Origin of the sequence: Thermus caliditerrae (assembly GCF_021462525.1) — a bacterium.
GTDB classification, from domain to species: domain Bacteria; phylum Deinococcota; class Deinococci; order Deinococcales; family Thermaceae; genus Thermus; species Thermus caliditerrae.
Genome location: NZ_JAKEDT010000008.1, coordinates 21,566 through 38,829 on the forward strand (window position 1 = coordinate 21,566; position 17,264 = coordinate 38,829).

Consider the following 17,264-nt stretch of genomic DNA (forward strand, 5'->3'; position numbering starts at 1 on the left):
GAAAGCCTAGGGAAGGTGTAGGATGAAGCCCATGGACGTCCTGGAGAAGGCCGTGGAGGGGAAGAGGCTTACCGAGGCGGAGGTTCTCGCCCTCTTTGACCTTCCCCTCCCCGAGCTGGCCGCCGCCGCCCACGAGGTGCGCCTGCAGAAAACCGATCCCCAGGTGGTCACCTACCTGATCGACCGCAACATCAACTACACCAACGTCTGCACTGTGGGCTGCGCCTTCTGCGCCTTCTACCGCACGAGGCGGCAGAAGGACGCCTACACCCTCTCCTACGAGGAGATCGCCAGGAAGGTGGAGGAGCTTTACCGGGTGGGGGGAAAGCGCATCCTCATGCAAGGAGGGGTGAACCCGGACCTACCCTTGGAGTGGTATGTGGACCTTTTGCGCTACCTCAAGGGGCGCTTCCCCGACCTGCGCATCGACGCCTTCAGCCCGGAGGAGATCCTGGGCTTGGAAAGGCTCACGGGCCTCCGAGCGGAAGAGGTCCTGGAGCGGCTCAAGGAAGCAGGCCTGGACGGGATGCCGGGCGCGGGGGCGGAGATCCTGGTGGACGAGGTGCGCAAGAAGGCCGCCCCAGCCCGCATCAAGACCGAAGACTGGTACCGCATCGTGGACGCTGCCCAATCCCTGGGGCTCTACACCCTGGCCAGCATGGTGATCGGCTTCGGGGAAGGCGCAAAGGAGCGCACCCTCCACCTCCTGGGCCTCCGGGCCCAGCAGGACCGGGCCTTGGAGCGCTACGGAAACGGCTTCGCCGCCTTTGCCCTCTGGACCCTGCAGGTGGAGCACACCCGCCTGAAGGGCAAGGCCCCGGGAGCCACGGCCCATGAGTACCTGAAAACCCTGGCCATCGCCCGGCTCGTCCTGGACAACTTTGCCCACCTGCAGGCCTCCTGGCCCACCCTGGGGTTCAAGGTAGCCCAAACCGCCCTCTACTACGGGGCCGACGACTTCGGGAGCACCATGCTGGAGGAAAACGTGGTCTCGGCGGCAGGGGGGCACGGGCGTACCCATGCCACGGTGCGGGAGATCGTGCGCCATATCGTGGACGCAGGCTTCAAGCCGGCGGAGCGGGATCCCCTCTACCGCATCCTGCGCTACCCGGACCCCGGGGCCATCCTGGCCGAGGCCGAGGAAAGGGAACTACCCCTGGCTTGAAGGCCCTAGCCGGTGCGCTTCAGCTTCCCCGTACGCTTAGCCCAGCGTTCCGCCAGGCTGAAGACGAGGAGGCCCAAGGGAATGAAGGCCAGGCCCATGAGGAGGAGGACGAGGAGCTCGGGTACCACCGCGCTCAGGGGAGCGCCCACCAAGCCCTCGGGGCTCGAGGCCGGGTGCTGGATGCCCATAAGCTTGCGGCTGGCCTCGAGGGCATAGGTGGCTGGGGAGAGGTAGGCCAGGGGCTGGACCCAGGCGGGGAGCACAGACACCGGATAGTAGATGCCCGAAACCAACAGAAGGATCCCCTGGAGGATGTTGGTGGCCTGAGCCCCGTTCTCCGGGCTCATCACCGGCAAAATGGCGGCCATGAGCCCTAGGCCCATAAAGGCTAGGCTGCCCACCAAGAGGACCACCAAGACCCCCAAGAGGTTCGCCCCCTGAAGGTTCAGGTCCACGAAAAGGGCAAGACCCAAGAGGATGACCGCGGTGCGCACCACGCTGTAGAAGGTGGCGAAGAGGCTCACCCCCAGGAGGTGGACCAAGCGGGACACCGGGGCCATGAAGGTGTACTCCAGCGTCCCCTCCCAGCGCTCGTAGGCTATGGAGTTGGCGATCTCCTGGTACATGGCCGAGAGGTAGCTCCAAAGGAGCGCCCCCAGGACCAGGGTGAGGGTCAGGCGGAAATCCCCCTGGGCCACGCCGATGAGGGCGATGGTGGCGGCGTTAACGATGGCGTAGAAGGTGAAGACCAAGACCCAGGAAAAGTAGCGCCGGGTGAGGTGGAAGTCCCGGAACACAAAGGCCCACATGGGGAGCAGAAACCTACGGAGCATGCGCCTCCTCCTGGAGCCCCTCCCCCGTGAGGCGGATGAAGGCCTCCTCCAGGTCCAAAGCCCCCGCAAGCCGCTTCAACTCCTCCGCCGTCCCCTCCGCCACCAGCTGCCCCCGGGCGAGAAAGCCCAAGCGGTGGGCCAGGCGCTCCGCCTCCACCATGTCGTGGGTGGTGAGGAGGATGGTGGTACCCTCTTCCCGCCGCAGTTCCTCCAAGAAGGCCTGCACGTCCCTGCGGCTCTTGGGGTCCAGGCCCGTGGTGGGCTCATCCAGGAGAAGCAAGGGGGGGCGGATGAGGAGGGCGCGGGCGATGGCCACCTTCTGCTGCATCCCCCGGCTCATCTCCTCCAGGGGGTCACCGAAGCGCCGGGTTTCCAGGCCCAGCCGTTCCAGAATGGCCATGGCCCGCGCCTCTGCTTCCCTGGGGGAAAGGCCGTAGAGCTGGGCGGCGAAGAGGAGGTTCTCCTGCGGGGAGAGCTTTTTGTAGAAGGCGGCGTCCACGCTCACCCGACCGATCTTCTCCCGCACCTTGCGCTCTTCCTGAGGGAGGGGGTGCCCCAGAATGTGCACCCGGCCCGCGTCGGGCAACAGCAGGGTGGAGAGGATGCGGATCAGGGTGGACTTCCCCGAACCGTTCGGCCCCAAAAGGGCATAGGTTTCCCCTACCCCCACCTGGAAGGAAACGCCCTTTAAGGCCCACTCCTCCTGCCTACGTCCGAAGGTGGTCTTGCGAAAGACTTTAGATAGGTTCTTCACTTCAATGGCCCACACGCACGCCTCCCCGAAAGCCACCCTCCACCGAAGGGAGGGGAAGCTTGGCAGAACCTTCCCACGCTAGCAGAGGGAGGCCCTACCCGCAAGGGCCTCCCCTGCCCTGGCCCAGGGCTAAGCCGGCTCCTTCTGGAAAAGCCCCTGGCGGACCTCCTCCAGGAGGGGGGCGAGGGGGCGTCCAGCCTCGAGGGCCCGGATGAGGGCGCTGCCCACCACCACGCCGTCCGCCACCGCCGCCTGGGCCGCGGTCTCCCGCCCCGAAACCCCGAAGCCCACGGCCACGGGCAAAGGGGTTTTGGCCCGGATGCGCCGCACCAGGTCCCGCACCTCCTCGGGCAAGCGCTCCCGCTCCCCCGTCACCCCGGTCACGGACACCGCGTAGATGAAGCCCGTGGCGTAGCGGACCACGGTCTCGATCCGCCCTTCCGTGGAGGTGGGGGCCAGGAGGAAGACCGTTTCCAGACCGATCTCCTGGGCCAGGCGCACCAGGGCCGGGTCCTCGTCCGGGGGCAGGTCGGGAAGGATGAGGCCCGTGGCCCCTGCTTGCTTGAAAAGGCTGAAGAACCGCTCCGGCCCCCAGGCCAGCACCGGGTTCAGGTAGGTCATGAGGAAGAGGGGCTTAGGGGTGAGGGCGCGCACCTCCCGCACCAGCTCCAAGACTCCCTGCACGCTCATGCCCTTCTTGAGGGCCACCTCGCTGGCCCGCTGGATCACGGGGCCATCCCCCAGGGGGTCGGAGTAAGGAAGGCCGATCTCCAGGAGGTCGGCATAGGGCAGCACCTCCCGCATCGCCTCCAAAAACCCCTCCCGGCTGGGAAAGCCCGCGGTGAGGTAGGGGATGAGGGCGGCGCGCCCTTCGGCCTTGGCCCGGAGGAAGGCTTCGCGGGTGGTCACAGCTCCCCTCCCAGAAGGCGCATGGCCTCGGTCACGTCCTTGTCCCCCCGGCCTGAGAGGTTGATGACCACGACCTGGTCCTTGTCCATCTCCGGGACCACCTTGGCGGCGTGGGCGATGGCGTGGGCCGACTCCAGGGCGGGGATGATCCCCTCGAGGCGCGCCAGGAGCTTGAAGCCCTCCAGCGCCTCCTCATCGGTGACCGCCGCATACTCGGCGATGCCCTGGTCGGCGTAGTAGCTGTGCTCCGGCCCCACCCCCGGGTAGTCCAGGCCCGCGGAGACGGAGTGGGCCGGGGTGATCTGGCCGTCGTGGTCGTAGAGGAGGTACATGTAGCTCCCGTGCAATACCCCCCGCTTTCCCGCCCCGATGCTGGCGGCGTGCCTGCCGGTGGAAAGCCCCTCCCCCGCCGCCTCCACCCCGATGAGCCTTGGGCGCTCCCCTTCCGGCAGGTAGGCAAAGGGGGCGAAGAGGCCGATGGCGTTGGACCCACCCCCCACGGCGGCGATGAGGGCGTCGGGGTAGCGGCCGAAAAGCTCCAGGCTCTGGGCCTTCACCTCCTCGCCGATCACGCTCTGAAACTCCCGCACCATCATGGGGTAGGGGTGGGGGCCCACCACCGAGCCCAGGATGTAGAAGGTGGTGCGCACATGGGTGAGCCAGTCGCGGATGGCCTCGTTGGTGGCGTCCTTCAGGGTGCGGCTCCCCGCGGCCACGGGCCGTACCTCGGCCCCCAGGAGCTTCATGCGGAAGACGTTCAGGGCCTGCCGCCTCACATCCTCCTCTCCCATGTACACCACGCACTCCATGCCGAAGAGGGCCGCTACCGTGGCCACGCTGACCCCGTGCTGGCCCGCCCCCGTCTCGGCGATGACCCGTCGTTTACCCATGCGCTTCGCCAGTAGGGCCTGGCCCAGGGTGTTGTTGATCTTGTGAGCCCCGGTGTGCAGGAGGTCCTCCCGCTTCAGGTACACCTGGGCCCCGCCCCAGTACTGGGAAAGCCTTCTGGCGTGGAAAAGCGGGGTGGGGCGCCCCGCGAAGGTCTTCAGGTAATGGTCCAGCTCCGCCAAGAAGGCGGGGTCTTTCTTGGCCTCCTTGTAGGCGGCTTCCACCTCCTCGAGGGCGGGGATCAGGGTTTCGGGGACGTACCGCCCCCCGTAGGGGCCAAACCGCCCGCGTGCGTCGGGCAGGGGAAAATCCGGCAACCTCAGCATGGCTTACTCCAAAAAGGGCACGGGGTGCCCAAAGCCCACTCATCCTAAAGCCTCTTCGCCCAAGTGCAAAGCGGCCTCAGGCTCGGTAGCGCCCGTGCCTCCGCTTGAAAGCGAAGGGGGTTCTCGCCCGCATAGGTCTAGGGTAGGGCCCTTTGGCCCAAAGGGCAAGTAGACTTTAGGGCATGGAGCATCCCAGGGAGATCCCCGTCCTGGACAAGGGCTTTGTGCGCCTGGTGGACGCCATGGGGAACGACCGCGCCATCGTGCAAGCGGCCCGGGTGTCCTACGGGAAGGGCACCAAGACGGTGCGGGAGGACGCCGCCCTCATCGACTACCTCATGCGCCACCGCCACACCAGCCCCTTCGAGATGGTGGAGTTCAAGTTCCACGTGAAGGCTCCCATCTTCGTGGTGCGGCAGTGGTTCCGCCACCGCACCGCCAGCGTCAACGAGATCTCCGGTCGCTACTCCGTCCTCAAGGAGGAGTTTTACGAGCCACAAGCGTGGCGGAAACAAGCCCGGCGGAACAAGCAGGGCTCCGAGGGGGAGCTTTCCGATGAGGAAGCCTCCCTTCTCCTCAAAGGCGTGGAGCGGGAAGCCTACCAGGCCTACCAAACCCTTCTGGAAAAGGGGATCGCCCGGGAGATGGCCCGCATGGTCCTGCCCCTAAACCTCTACACCGAGTTCTACTGGAAGCAGGACCTCCACAATCTTTTCCACTTCCTGGCCCTGCGCCTGGACCCCCATGCCCAGTGGGAGATAAGGCAGTACGCCAAGGCCATCGCCGAGATCGTCAAGGCCCATGTGCCCCTGGCCTGGCAAAGCTTTGAGGAGCATGTTTTGAAGGGAACCCATCTCTCCCGTACGGAGCTTAAGGCGCTCCAAGGGCTTCTCACCCCGGAGCTGTACGAAAAGGCCCTGAAAGAGCTTGGTTTGTCGGGTTCCAGGCTCCAGGAGGCCCTGGAAAAGATCTTTACCCCAGGCCTTCCAGACTGACCCCACCCGGCCACCCGTCCTAAGTACCCCGTCGTGGCTTGCGCCACGACGGGGGCNCCTTTGCGTGCGGCTACTTAGGAGGCCAGGGTTTCCAGACGCTTCCCCGTGCGCTCCTCTATGAGCCTGTACAGCTCCTCCTCCGTCAAGATGGGCACCCCCAGGGACCGGGCCTTCTCCAGCTTGCTCCCCGGGGCCTCCCCCACCACCAGGTAGCCCGTCTTGCGGCTCACGGAGTCCGTCACCTTGGCCCCAAGGCGCCTCAAAAGGGCCTTCACCTCCTCCCGGGGCCGGGAAAGCTCCCCGGTGATGACGAAGCTGAGGCCCTTGAGGGCTTCGCCGCCCCGCTCCTTGGCCTCCATCTCCACCCCCGCCTCTTTCAAGCGGTGTACCAGGTCGCGGAACGCCGGGTCGCGGAGGGTTTCCAGGATGCCCTTTGCGGTGAGCTCCCCCACCTCCTCCACTTCCAGAAGCTCTTCCAAAGAAGCTTGCAAAAGCCGCTCCATGGTGCCGAAGCGGGCCGCCAGGTTCCGGGCCAGCACCTCCCCCACCCCGGGAAGCCCCAGGGCATAGAGCAGGCGCTCCAATCCCCGGCTCTTGCTCTCTTCGATCTGACGAAGGAGGTTTTGGGCGCTCTTTTCCCCCATGCGCTCCAGGCCCAAAAGGTCCTCCTTCCTGAGGCGGTAAAGGTCGGCCACATCCTTAACCAGGCCCTTCTCCAAGAGCTTCTCGATGAGCTTCTCCCCCAGGCCCCCGATGTCCATGGCCTTGCGGGAGGCGTAGTGGCGGAGGGCCTCAAAGCGCTTGGCCGGGCACAAGGGGTTGGGGCAGCGGTGGACCTTGCCCTCCTTGATCAAGCGATGGCCGCACTCCGGGCAGTTCTCCGGCCAAAGGATGGGCTTCTCCTCGCCGGTGCGCCGCTCCTTGAGCACCCTCAGAACCTCGGGGATCACCCCCCCCGCCTTGTGCACCAGGACCCAGTCCCCAATGCGCACGTCCAGCTCCTCGATGTAGCTTTCGTTGTGCAGGGTGACCCGGCTGACCTCGCTCCCCTCAATGAAGACGGGTTCCAGAATACCCACCGGGGTCACCCTTCCCGTGCGCCCCACCTGGAAGACCACCTGCACCAGGCGGGTCTCCTTCTCCTCCGCGGGGAACTTGTAGGCGATGGCGAAGCGGGGCGCCCGGGCGGTGTAGCCCAGTTCCCGCCAGAGGCTGAGGTCGTCCAGCTTGACCACCACCCCGTCCGCCTCAAAGGGCAGGTTCTGCCGCTCCTTAAGCCATTCCCGGTAGACCGCCTCCACCCCCTCCACCCCCACCGCCCGGGTGAAACCGTGTTCCACGGGGAAGCCCTTCTCCTTTAGCCAAAGGAGGAGCTCGTGCTGGGTCCTAAGGTTAGCCTCCTCCAGGCCCAGACCCAAGGCGTAGAAGGTAGCCCTGAGGCCCCTCTTGGCGGCAATCCGGGGGTCTTTCTGGCGCAAGGAGCCAGCGGCGGCATTCCTGGGGTTTTTGAAGATCTTCTCTCCCTTTTCCTCCAGCTCCTCGTTAAGGCGGAGGAAGGCCTCTATGGGCATGTACACCTCCCCCCGGACCTCGAGGCGCTCCGGTACCCCCTTAAGCCTTCGGGGAATGGTGGGGATGGTGAGCAGGTTCTGGGTGACCTCCTCCCCCGTCTCCCCATCTCCCCGGGTGGCCCCCCATACCAGAACCCCCTCCTCGTAGTACAGGTTCACGGAAAGCCCGTCCACCTTGTGCTCCACCACGTAGGCGAAGGGCCCCTTCCTGCCCAGGGCCCGCTCGATCCGCTCCTCAAAGGCCCGCACCTCCTCCAGGGTGAAGGCGTTGTCCAGGGAGTACATGCGGGTGGGGTGGCGGATGGGGCGGAAGGTCGCCTCAAGGTAGCCTAGCGGCTGACCAAGGGGCTTAGCCCCCACCTGCTCCGTGGGGGAGTCGGGGCTTTTGAGCTCGGGAAAGCGTTCCTCCAGCTCCTTAAGCTCCCTCAAAAGCCGGTCGTATTCGGCATCGGAAATCTCCGGAGCATCCAGGACGTAGTAACGGTAGTTGTGGTAGCGGATGAGGTCCCGGAGCTCGTTGATCCGTTTGCGAGCCTCCTCCAGGGTCATGCCTTGAGTTTACCGAACCGGGTATAATGCCCTACGGCGAAATGCCATAGGAGGTGGCAGATGAAACGTATTGTGGCCCTTTTGGCGGTATTGGCCCTAGGTTTGAGCCTGGCCCAGGTGCGCGTGGGGATCGCCTTTGATGCGGGCGGCAAGTTTGACCGCTCCTTCAACCAGTCCGCTTGGGAAGGAGCCCAGAAGGCAGTCAAGGACTTCGGGGTTAAGCTCTTCGACTTCGAGCCCGCCGACCCCTCCCAAGTGGGCCAGGGCATCCGCACCTTCGCCGAGGAGGGCTTTGACCTTGTGATCGGGGTAGGCTTCGCCAACGAACCCGCCATCACCGCCACCGCCAAGGAGTTCCCCAAGGTGAACTTCGCAGTAATCGACGCCGTCCCCGGGGAAGGCAAGCTCGCCAACGCCGTGGGCCTGGTCTTCCGGGAGCACGAGGGGAGCTTCCTGGTGGGCTACATCGCCGGGAAGATGAGCCGCACCGGGGTGGTGGGCTTCATCGGCGGCATGGACATCCCCCTGATCCACAAGTTTGAGGCCGGCTTCCGGGCCGGGGCCGAGTACGCCTTCAAGGAGGACAAGATCCAGGGCAAGGTGCTGGTGGGGTACGTGGGCAACACCCCCGCCGCCTGGAACGACCCCGCCAAGGCCAAGGAGATCGCCGCCAGCCAGGTGCGCCAGGGAGCCGACATCATCTACGCCGCCGCGGGCGGCTCGGGCCTCGGGCTCATCGACTACGTGAAGCAGGCCAAGTGCCTGAAGGAAGGCGGGGCCATCCGCTTCGTGCGGAAAGCGGACCCCTACGCCAAGGTGCCCAAGTACCCGGACTACACCAAGACCTGCGGCACCGACGGCACCAAGGCCACGCCCCTCTTCTTCATCGGCGTGGACGCCAACCAGAACTACCTGGGCGACACCGACAACAACCCCACCACCCTGAACCACGGCCTCACCTCCATGATGAAGCGGGTGGACGTGGCCACCTACGAGGTCATCAAGAGCGTGGTGCAGAAGAGCTTCAAGGGCGGGGTGCGGGACTTCGGCCTGGCCAACAACGGGGTGGGCTACGCTCTGGACGAGTACAACAAGGCCCTGATCCCCGCCACGCTGGTGAGTAAGCTCGAAGTCTTGAAGCAGCAGATCATCAAGGGCCAGATCAAGGTGCCCGAGAAGCGCTAGGCATGCGCTTTAGCGGCATGGCCAAGGGCCGGGGCCATCCCCCGGCCCTTGTGTATACTCCGGGCGTGGAGAAGGCCCTGGTCCTCAAGGACATCACCAAACGCTTCCCCCTGGTCCTGGCCAACGACCACATCTCCTTGGACTTGGAGTGGGGCGAGGTCCTGGCCCTGGTGGGAGAGAACGGCGCGGGCAAGTCCACCCTCATGAAGATCGTCTACGGCCTGCAACCCCCAGACGAGGGGGAGATCTGGGTGGACGGCAAGCCCTACCGTCCCAAAAGCCCCTTGGACGCCATCGCCCACGGCATCGGCATGGTGCACCAGCACTTCATGCTGGTGGAGCCCTTCACCGTGTTGGAAAACCTGGTGCTGGGCTTGGAGCCAGGAAGCCCCCTTTTCCTCTCGCTGGACGAAGCCAGGGCTAAAGCCCAGGCCCTCATGGAGGAACTGGGCTTCCAGGTCCCTCTGGACGAGCGCATTGAGAACCTTCCCGTGGGCCTGCAACAGCGGGTGGAGATCCTAAAGGCCCTGTACCGCGAGGCCAAAATCCTCATCCTGGACGAACCCACCGCCGTATTAACCCCCCAGGAGGCGAAGGAGCTTTTCCGTTTCCTGAGGGCCTACGCGGCCAAGGGCAACGCCGCCATCTTCATCAGCCACAAGCTGAAGGAGGTGCTGGAGGTCTCCGACCGGGTCACGGTGATCCGGGACGGCAAGGTGGTGGGCACGGTCAAGACCCCCGAGACCTCCTTGGAGGAGCTGGCCCGGATGATGGTGGGGCGGGAGGTGGTGTTGCGGGTGCAGAAGGGCCCCGCAAGGCCAGGGGAGGTGGTGCTGGAGGTGGAAGGCCTCGAGGCCGCCCCCAGGCTCAAGGGGGTGAGCTTCCAGGTTCGGGCTGGGGAGATCGTGGGCATCGCCGGGGTGGAAGGGAACGGCCAGACGGAGCTGGTGGAGGCCCTCGCTGGGCTCCGCCCCCACCGTGGGGTGGTGCGCTACCTGGGTAAACCCCTCCCCCCATCTGCCCGTAAGGTCCGGGAAGCCGGGGTAAGCCACATCCCCGAAGACCGCCTGGCCCGCGGCCTGGTCCTGGACTTCTCTGTGCGGGAAAACGCCATCCTGGGCGACCAGCACCAAGCACCCTTTCGAGGCTTCCTGAGTTTCCTGAACGGGGAGGCGGTGGAGGCCCACGCGGCAAAGCTTGTAGAAAGCTTCGACGTGCGCCCTCGCTCCACGGAGCTCTCCGCCCGGCGCTTCTCCGGGGGCAACCAGCAGAAGATCGTGGTGGGCCGGGAACTCCTCCGCAGGCCCAAGCTCCTCATCGCCGCACAACCCACCCGGGGGGTGGACGTGGGGGCCATCGAGTTCATCCACCAACGCCTGGTGGAAGCCCGGGACCAGGGCCTGGCGGTGCTCCTCGTTTCCGCTGACCTCTCCGAGGTCCTTTCCCTCTCTGACCGCATCCTGGTCATGTACGAGGGGCGCATCATGGGGGAACTCACCCCGGAAGAGGCCACCGAAGAACGCCTGGGCCTCCTCATGGCGGGCATTCCCGCCTAGGGCCTACTCCCGGAACTCCCCCGCCACCCGGCCCAAGACCACCACCTCCCCGGTCTTCAGGGTGTAGCGCACCCTTTCCCCGCGCACCACGCCCTTGCCGTCGCGGCTCTCCACGCCCCCGTAGAGGTAGGCATACCCTTCCTTTTCCCGCACCAGGGCCCGCTCTGCCCGGGTGGTCCTTTCCCCCTGGGCGAGCTCTACCCCACCCAGGAGCCAGAGCTGGTCCTCATCCAAGAGGTAGCGCAGGCTCCCCGCCTTCCCCGAAAGGGGCCTCTCCCCCTCCCGCCGCACCTGCAAAGGCCCTTCCAACCTTGCCTCCCCGGTGTCGTTCAGGTAGCGGAGGCGGCTTCCTTGCACCCACACCGCCCCCTGCTCCACCGCCACCTCCCCGGAAGCGGGTCTGAGCTCTAGCCGCCCCTCCTCCTCCAGAAAGCGGGCCTCGCCTCCGGAAAGGAACAGCTCCTCCTGTCCCCCCCGCTCCACCAGCGCCAGGGACCCCTGGGCCCGCACCTCCTCCCCCAAGCGCACCTCGACCCCCTTGGGGTCAAAGAGCACCAGGCGCAGGTAGCGCTCCGCCTGGCCCTCCCCCGCCCGCCTTAGGCGCATGAGGTAAGGCAGGCCCTCCCGCTCCAGGTCGGGGTTGAAGGCGGCCTCCACCCTATCCCCCACCCGCAAGCCCTCCTCCACCCCGCTTCCAGCGTCCCGGTAGAAGGCCTTGTCCCCCACCTCCACCCGCCCGGGGGCCAAGGCCTTGAGCTCCCCCACGAAGAGGTCCCCGTAGTCCGCGTAGAAGAGGCTCCCTTCCTCCCCGCTCACCCAGGCCACTACCTTCTTCTCCTTGCGGACGAGCTCCACCTGGGGGCGGAAGACCTCCTGGGCCAGGGCCAAGAGGAGGGCAAAAGCCACCCCCAGGAGGATCGTCCTCCCCCCGGCCAGGCGGCGCAGGCGGCCCATGCCCTAGCCTACTTCTCCCCGAGCTTCCGGAATTCTTCCACCGGCAAGCGGAAGGCCTTGCCGTAGACCCGCACCTGGTGTCGGTTCACGTTGTGCTGGAGGGTGCTTCCCGAGAGCTTGAACCCCTCTTTCTTGTTCTCGCTCACTGCGGGCCGGCCCAGCACCAGGGCCTCGCCGGTGGTGTCGTCGTAGTAGAGGCTTTCCCCGGTGGTGACCAAATCCCCATCCTGAAGGCGCACACCCCCGGTGGCGATGAGCTTCTTGGAGCCGGTGAGGCTCCGCACCTCCTTGGCCCGGATGACTAGGTCCCCGTCCTTGCGCTTGCGTACCAGGACCACCTCTTTAGGGTCGCTGAAGACGGCCAGGCCCTTTTCCTCCTCGTAGTAGACGAAGCCCGCCCGCCCTTCCTGGTTGCCGCTCCTGAGAAGGGCCCCCTCGCTGGTGGAGGTGTCGGTGTCCACCTGGAAGGTCATGCGGCTGGCCTCCACCTCCACCGGGTCCTCACCGGGCTTGGGCTCCTGGCGCATGCGGGCTGGGCCCAAAAGCTCCCCCTCCCCAGTCCGCTCCCGGTACACCAGGATGGGCCCCCGGGCCTCCACCCGGCCCCGCCTCACCACCACCCCGCCCTCAAAACGGGCCTCCCTTTCACCTTCCGCCTCCTGCATGGTCTTGCCCTTGGGGGCGGTGAGGGTGGCCTTGGGGGCGCGGATCTCCAGGTCCTTCACCCGGCCCCGCACTTCCCCTTCAAAGGTCCAGGGGCCAAAGCGCAGGTCCCCGGAAAGCCTTCCCCCCTCCACCTGGATGACCCGAACCCCGGAAGCCGCCAGCGCCAAGCCCAATAGGGACAGCCACACCCAACGCTTCATGAACTCCCTCCTTCCACGGTGCAAGGTCCGAAAGCGCCCCCCGCGGGAAACTCAAACCGCGGCCCCTCGGCCTCTATCCGCTCCAAGGCAAAGTCGGAGCGGAAGGCCTGGGCCTCCCCCCGCAGGTTGGGGGCTTCGATGCGCACCCAAGGGGCGGTGAACCCTTCCTTCTGGCGGATGAGCACCTCCCCCTTACCAGGAGCGGAGAGCACCAGCCGGTAGCACCCCCGGAGGATCTCCACTCGGGCGTAGGGGGCCCGCAGGTTGTCCCCCGGCTCCACCGCCACCTCGGGGGCGAAAAGGCGGAGGTCCAGCCTCCCCCCCACGTACCGCTCCCCCCTAAGCCCTCCCCGGATGCGGAACACCCCCTCTTCCTCCACCATCTCCTGGGCGGTAAAGCGCCACTCCACCCCCTCTTCTTCGGGGAAAAGGAGGAACTCCACCCCCTGAAGGCGCACCCCTGCGGGCTCCGGCGCGCGTCCAGGCCCCAAGCGCAGGAGCCAAAGTGCCAAGGAGATGAGGAGCAAGGATGCGAGAAGGAGAAGCGGCCGCGCCACGCCCTCACCTTACCCAGAAGCCCTTGAGAAAGATGACAAATCGCTTTACCCCAGCACGTCCCTGGGGTTGCCCCGCACCCGCAGGTTCACCCAGGTCTTGCGCAAGCGCAGAAGGGCCTTCAGGGGCCGGTAAAGGGGGGAGAGGGGCAGGGCGTAAGCGGGAAACTGCACCCTCTGCCCACCAAACCCCTCCTTGAAGCGGAAAATGCCCTCGGCGTGGCTTCCCTCCGGGTTCCTGGGCACACCCCAGAGGTCGTAGACCCGGTAGCCCCGGGCCAGGCCTTGGCGGATGGCCGCCAGGTGCATGCCCATGGGGGCCTTGGCCTCAGGGTGGGCGCGGGTGCTTCCCCCATAGAGGTAGTCCACCTTGCCTGCGAAGGCCACGAAGAGCCCCGCGGCCAGGACCTCGCCCTCCTTGCGGGCCAGGGCGATGAAGGCCTCCCCCAAGGGCTGGTTCATCTCCCTAAGCACCGCCCGGTAGTAGCTTTCCGCGTGTTGCAGGAGCTTAGCCCGGCGGTTCGTCTCCTCAAAGAGGCGGAAAAATTCGGGGAAGGCCTCCTCCCCCTCCACGGAAAGCTCGGTGCGCTTCAGGGCCAAGCGGGCGTTCCGGCGGTGCATCTCCTTCATGCCCTTGAGGAGCGCCTCCTCCCCCTGGGTCAAATCCAGCCAGAGGGAGTAGCCAGGCTGGATGGGCTCCTCCGGGAGAAGGCCAGGGTAGCGGGGAGGCTCCGCCTCCGCGGGAAGCCCCGCTTCCGGCTCCAAGACCAGGTGGGTGCCCCGCACCCCCTTGGCCAGGAGATGGGCTACCTGGGGAAGGTCGGCAAGGCGGTAGAGGGCCGGGCCCCGGGGGGCGTAGGCCAGCCTTAGCCCCCCGGGCAGGGGTCTAAGGAGCACCTGCGCAGCACCGAGAAGGCCTTCTTCGCCGTATACGGCGAAGCGTACCGGCTTCCATCCTGAGAGCCGCTTCACCTCCCCCCAGCCCCAGGACTGCAGGGCGCTGGTGATGGGGAATGCGGCCACCAGGCGGTTCCAGGCCTCGGGTTCTTGGATCTCCAGTAGCTCCGGCACCCCTCAAGCGTACAGGGTGCGGGCCAGCTCTTCCAGGAGGCCGTTGCCCTCGAGGGGCAGCCGCCCCACCTCCCGGTAAGCCTGAAGCAGGGGGGCCAAGCGGGGATCCTGGACCCTAGCCGCCCGGTCCCCTAAGGGCACCAGGGGCCAGCCGTAGGCCAGGTGGCCCAGGAGGTCATAGAGGTCGTACTCCCCCGGCAGAATCCGCCGCACCAGGGCCTCCGTCCAACCCTTGGCCACCAGGTTGTGCAGAAGGGCACGGCGGCTTGGGGTCTTGAGCCAGAGAGCCTTAAAGCGGGCCTCCTCCGGAAGGGCCTGCCGCAGGCGAATCCCCACCTCCTCCAAGGAAGCCACCCGCTCCCCTTCGGGCAAGAGGTACCCTTCCCGGGCCAGGAGGTTGTCCACCGCCTGCTTGAGGCGGCGGCCAGTGATGGGCTTTTCCAAAAAGAGGTCCGCCCCCAGGGCGCGGCTCGGCCCCTCCAACTCCCGTCTGCCCCCGGTGAACATGATCACCGGCACCTTAGCCAGGCGGCGCACCGCCCGGATGCGGCCCAGGAGGGTGAGGCCGTCCATGTCGGGCATCATGATGTCCAGAAGGATGAGGTCGGGGGTTGCCTTACGCAGGTGCTCCAAGGCAGCCCGGGCGGAGTCGGCCAGCACCACCTCGTGGCCCGAACCGGAAAGGAGCACCTCCAAAAGGTGCCGGATGCGAGGGTCATCGTCCACCACGAGAATCCGCGCCACGAGGGCCATGCTACCGAGCCGGTCCTCCCCCTGTCTACGGGCACGCCCACGGGGTGATGTACCATGGGGAACATGCGGATCGCCTACCAGGGCACGGAGGGAGCCTACAGCGAGGAAGCCCTCCTTAAAGCTTTCCCTGGGGCCACCCCGGTAGGCTTCCCCACCTTCCACCAGGTGTTTGAGGCGGTGGAAACGGGGGAGGCGGAAAAGGGCGTGGTGCCGGTGGAAAACACCACCGCGGGAAGCATCAACCAGACCTATGACCTCCTCTTGGAGAGCGACCTGCACGTGGTGGGGGAGATCGTCCACCGGGTGGAGCACTGCCTGTTGGCTCCCAAAGGAGCGGAGCTCAAAGACCTCAAGGCCGTAAAGAGCCACCCCCAGGCCCTGGCCCAGTGCGACGGCTTCCTGGCCCGGATGCGCCTCACCCCCATCCCCGTGTTCGACACCGCTGGGGCAGCCCGGGCCCTGGCAGAGCACCCCGAGCCCGGGGTAGGGGCCATCGCCAGCCGACGCGCGGCGGAGCTTTACGGCCTTCGGGTCCTAGCCGAGAACATCGAGGACTATCCCCACAACTACACCCGCTTTTTCATCATCGCCCGGGAAGAGGCCAAGCGGGGGGAAGGCCCCCACAAGACCAGCATCGTCTTCGCCGTCCGTCACCGACCCGGAGGCCTATTGGAAGCCCTTTCCGTATTCGCCGAGGCCGGGGTCAACCTTACCAAGCTGGAATCCCGACCCAGACGCGATAAGCCCTTCAGCTACCTCTTCTACCTGGACCTCGAGGGCCACCTGGAAGAACCAGGACCCGCCCAGGCCCTCCTGGGCCTCTTGCGGCGGGCCGCCTTCTTGAAGGTGCTGGGCTCCTACCCCGCCTACCGCAACGGAACCTAAACCTACGCAGGGCGATTGCCGCACCAATAAGGGCCAAAGCCCTTTGCTCGAGCTCTTTCTGGGGCGCCCGTCGTGGCACAGGCCACGACGGGGTACTTAGCCAGGGCGGACGTCCACCACCCGCTCCCCCGCCGCCTTCAAGCGCTCGGGGACGCCAACCACGTCCTCCCCCACCACCCGCATGACCAGGCGCTGGTACCCCTGCAGGTGAGCGGCGGTAGCGATGGAAACGATGTTGGCGGGCGGCACGGCTTGGGCCATCTGGGCCAGGGCCCCGGGCACATCGGGAATGTCCACGGTGATGCGGAAGCCCCCCTGCTTCAACCCTAGCATCTCAATAAAGGCCCGCAGGACGTCGGTCACGGTGATGATGCCCACCAGCTTATCCCCCTCCATCACCGGCAGGCCGCCGATCTTCTTCTCCTCCATGAGGAGGGCGGCCCGCTCCAGGGGCTCGTCGGCCCCCACGGTGATCACCGGCTTGGCCATCACCTCCTGCACGGTGAGCTTGGAGAGGAGATAGTTCATCTCCCACACCGAAAGGGTGGTGGCCTTAGAGGGCATGGCGTCCTTGAGGTCCTTGTCCGTGACCAAGCCCAAAAGCTTCCCGTCCTTGACCACGGGCAGGCGGCGGAAGCCCTTGTGCTTCAAAAGGTTGATGGCCTCCAATACAGGGGTGTCCGGGCTAACGGTGAGGGGGTCCTCGGTCATCCAGTCCCTGACCAACATGGGTTCACCTCCGGGCTTCAGTCTACCCCAGCCCGAGGAGAAAGATGTCCCCTGTCCGGCTTTCCCGGACGCGGCACACCCAAAGCCCCAAGCACTTTAATGGGGGAGCACCCAAGCCAATGGGAAGCAAGGGCTTACCCATGGCCCTTCTGGGGGCCCCGTCGTGGCCCAAGCCGCAACGGGGTGCTTAGCGCAGGTTGGCCCCGATCACCGTTCGCCCGAAATGGCCCGAGCTGCCGAAGGGGTAGAAGTACTCCCCATCCAGGAAGATGCCCGTACGGGCATCCAGCAGAAACTCCACCCCCAAGGAGAGGTGCAGCCCCACCTCGCTCCCGGACGCGAAACGGCCTGCCAGCCCGCCGCCGAAGTAGGGCCTAATCCCCCGCAGGTCCCGGTCCAGCTGGCCCAGGTCAGGCTTGAAGAGGACTTCCCCGGCCGCCAGGAAGCTGGGAGCCCCGGGGAATAGGTCCACGAAGCCGCGGAAGGCCAGGTTCCGCTCCAGGGGCGCCTCGAGGCCCAACCCCAGCCCCGCCGGGGGCAGGGAGAGGCGGAACGAAACCGCCCGCTGGGCCAAGGCTCCCATCCCCAACGCCATCAGCAGTAAAACCCAGGTGGCTTTGCGCATGCGCTCACCTCCTGGGGCAGAATACCCTTCCCCAGGTCCAGGCGAAAGCAAGCTATCTCTCACGCGCGCTTCACCCGGGGGCGTTAGGCTTGGTCC

17 protein-coding genes are annotated in these 17,264 nt (G+C 66.4%); 5 read left to right on the forward strand and 12 right to left on the reverse strand.

Translation table 11 applies throughout. The features are described from left to right. The first annotated feature begins 22 nt into the window (after positions 1 to 22). Complete coding sequence (gene mqnC, locus L1088_RS06040) at positions 23 to 1,165, forward strand: cyclic dehypoxanthinyl futalosine synthase (RefSeq protein ID WP_234554153.1); 1,143 nt, start codon at positions 23 to 25, stop codon at positions 1,163 to 1,165. 5 nt (positions 1,166 to 1,170) lie between these two features. Here mqnC and L1088_RS06045 read toward each other — a convergent pair whose 3' ends face one another. The 4 genes from L1088_RS06045 to trpB all read right to left on the reverse strand — a co-directional run bounded on the left by L1088_RS06045 (position 1,171) and on the right by trpB (position 4,875). Beyond that, entirely contained in the window at positions 1,171 to 1,998 is an 828-nt protein-coding gene (locus L1088_RS06045) for an ABC transporter permease (protein ID WP_267961082.1), read from the reverse strand. Beyond that, a complete protein-coding gene (locus L1088_RS06050) occupies positions 1,988 to 2,767 on the reverse strand; it encodes an ABC transporter ATP-binding protein (protein ID WP_234554154.1) in 780 nt (259 codons plus the stop codon). Before L1088_RS06050 ends, L1088_RS06045 begins: the two co-directional genes overlap by 11 nt. Positions 2,768 to 2,881: 114 nt before the next feature. After that, the gene (gene trpA, locus L1088_RS06055) at positions 2,882 to 3,661 is read right to left on the reverse strand and encodes a tryptophan synthase subunit alpha (RefSeq protein WP_234554155.1); all 780 of its coding nucleotides are present in this window, start codon (positions 3,659 to 3,661) and stop codon (positions 2,882 to 2,884) included. After that, positions 3,658 to 4,875 carry a tryptophan synthase subunit beta gene (gene trpB, locus L1088_RS06060; protein ID WP_038045948.1) on the reverse strand — a complete coding sequence of 406 codons (1,218 nt, stop codon included), beginning with the start codon at positions 4,873 to 4,875 and terminating at the stop codon, positions 3,658 to 3,660. Before trpB ends, trpA begins: the two co-directional genes overlap by 4 nt. Before the next feature lie 182 nt (positions 4,876 to 5,057). Here trpB and thyX point away from each other — a divergent pair, with 182 nt between their 5' ends. Continuing rightward, positions 5,058 to 5,870 (forward strand): FAD-dependent thymidylate synthase, encoded by an 813-nt coding sequence (gene thyX, locus L1088_RS06065; RefSeq protein WP_234554156.1) that lies wholly within the window; start codon positions 5,058 to 5,060, stop codon positions 5,868 to 5,870. A gap of 74 nt (positions 5,871 to 5,944) precedes the next feature. Here the strand turns inward: thyX and ligA are convergent, their stop codons facing one another. Further along, a complete protein-coding gene (ligA, locus tag L1088_RS06070) occupies positions 5,945 to 7,990 on the reverse strand; it encodes an NAD-dependent DNA ligase LigA (protein ID WP_234554157.1) in 2,046 nt (681 codons plus the stop codon). Positions 7,991 to 8,050: 60 nt separating this feature from the next. On the opposite strand from ligA, the gene L1088_RS06075 reads away from it, so the two are divergent. Further along, complete coding sequence (locus L1088_RS06075) at positions 8,051 to 9,175, forward strand: BMP family lipoprotein (RefSeq protein ID WP_234554158.1); 1,125 nt, start codon at positions 8,051 to 8,053, stop codon at positions 9,173 to 9,175. 65 nt (positions 9,176 to 9,240) lie between these two features. Next, positions 9,241 to 10,731 (forward strand): ABC transporter ATP-binding protein, encoded by a 1,491-nt coding sequence (locus L1088_RS06080; protein WP_234554159.1) that lies wholly within the window; start codon positions 9,241 to 9,243, stop codon positions 10,729 to 10,731. 3 nt (positions 10,732 to 10,734) lie between these two features. Here the strand turns inward: L1088_RS06080 and L1088_RS06085 are convergent, their stop codons facing one another. Genes L1088_RS06085 through L1088_RS06105 form a run of 5 tightly spaced genes read right to left on the reverse strand, consistent with a single transcriptional unit; the run spans position 10,735 to position 14,929 of the window. Next, complete coding sequence (locus tag L1088_RS06085) at positions 10,735 to 11,685, reverse strand: hypothetical protein (RefSeq protein ID WP_234554160.1); 951 nt, start codon at positions 11,683 to 11,685, stop codon at positions 10,735 to 10,737. A gap of 8 nt (positions 11,686 to 11,693) precedes the next feature. Then, a complete protein-coding gene (locus L1088_RS06090) occupies positions 11,694 to 12,551 on the reverse strand; it encodes an LptA/OstA family protein (RefSeq protein WP_234554161.1) in 858 nt (285 codons plus the stop codon). Beyond that, positions 12,548 to 13,108: a hypothetical protein gene (locus tag L1088_RS06095; RefSeq protein WP_234554162.1), complete on the reverse strand. Its 561-nt coding sequence runs from the start codon at positions 13,106 to 13,108 to the stop codon at positions 12,548 to 12,550. The genes L1088_RS06090 and L1088_RS06095 overlap by 4 nt, the downstream gene beginning before the upstream one ends. Positions 13,109 to 13,153: 45 nt before the next feature. After that, on the reverse strand, positions 13,154 to 14,176 hold the full coding sequence (locus L1088_RS06100) for a lipid II:glycine glycyltransferase FemX (RefSeq protein ID WP_038045939.1): 1,023 nt from the start codon (positions 14,174 to 14,176) through the stop codon (positions 13,154 to 13,156). A gap of 3 nt (positions 14,177 to 14,179) precedes the next feature. Continuing rightward, positions 14,180 to 14,929, reverse strand: a complete 750-nt coding sequence (locus L1088_RS06105; RefSeq protein ID WP_234554163.1) for a response regulator — start codon at positions 14,927 to 14,929, stop codon at positions 14,180 to 14,182. Between the two features lie 63 nt (positions 14,930 to 14,992). Here L1088_RS06105 and pheA point away from each other — a divergent pair, with 63 nt between their 5' ends. Further along, positions 14,993 to 15,814: a prephenate dehydratase gene (gene pheA, locus L1088_RS06110; protein ID WP_234554164.1), complete on the forward strand. Its 822-nt coding sequence runs from the start codon at positions 14,993 to 14,995 to the stop codon at positions 15,812 to 15,814. Between the two features lie 96 nt (positions 15,815 to 15,910). Here pheA and L1088_RS06115 read toward each other — a convergent pair whose 3' ends face one another. Beyond that, positions 15,911 to 16,543 (reverse strand): CBS and ACT domain-containing protein, encoded by a 633-nt coding sequence (locus tag L1088_RS06115; protein ID WP_234554165.1) that lies wholly within the window; start codon positions 16,541 to 16,543, stop codon positions 15,911 to 15,913. Positions 16,544 to 16,730: 187 nt separating this feature from the next. Next, the gene (locus tag L1088_RS06120; RefSeq protein WP_234554166.1) at positions 16,731 to 17,168 is read right to left on the reverse strand and encodes a hypothetical protein; all 438 of its coding nucleotides are present in this window, start codon (positions 17,166 to 17,168) and stop codon (positions 16,731 to 16,733) included. Positions 17,169 to 17,264 lie beyond the last annotated feature (96 nt).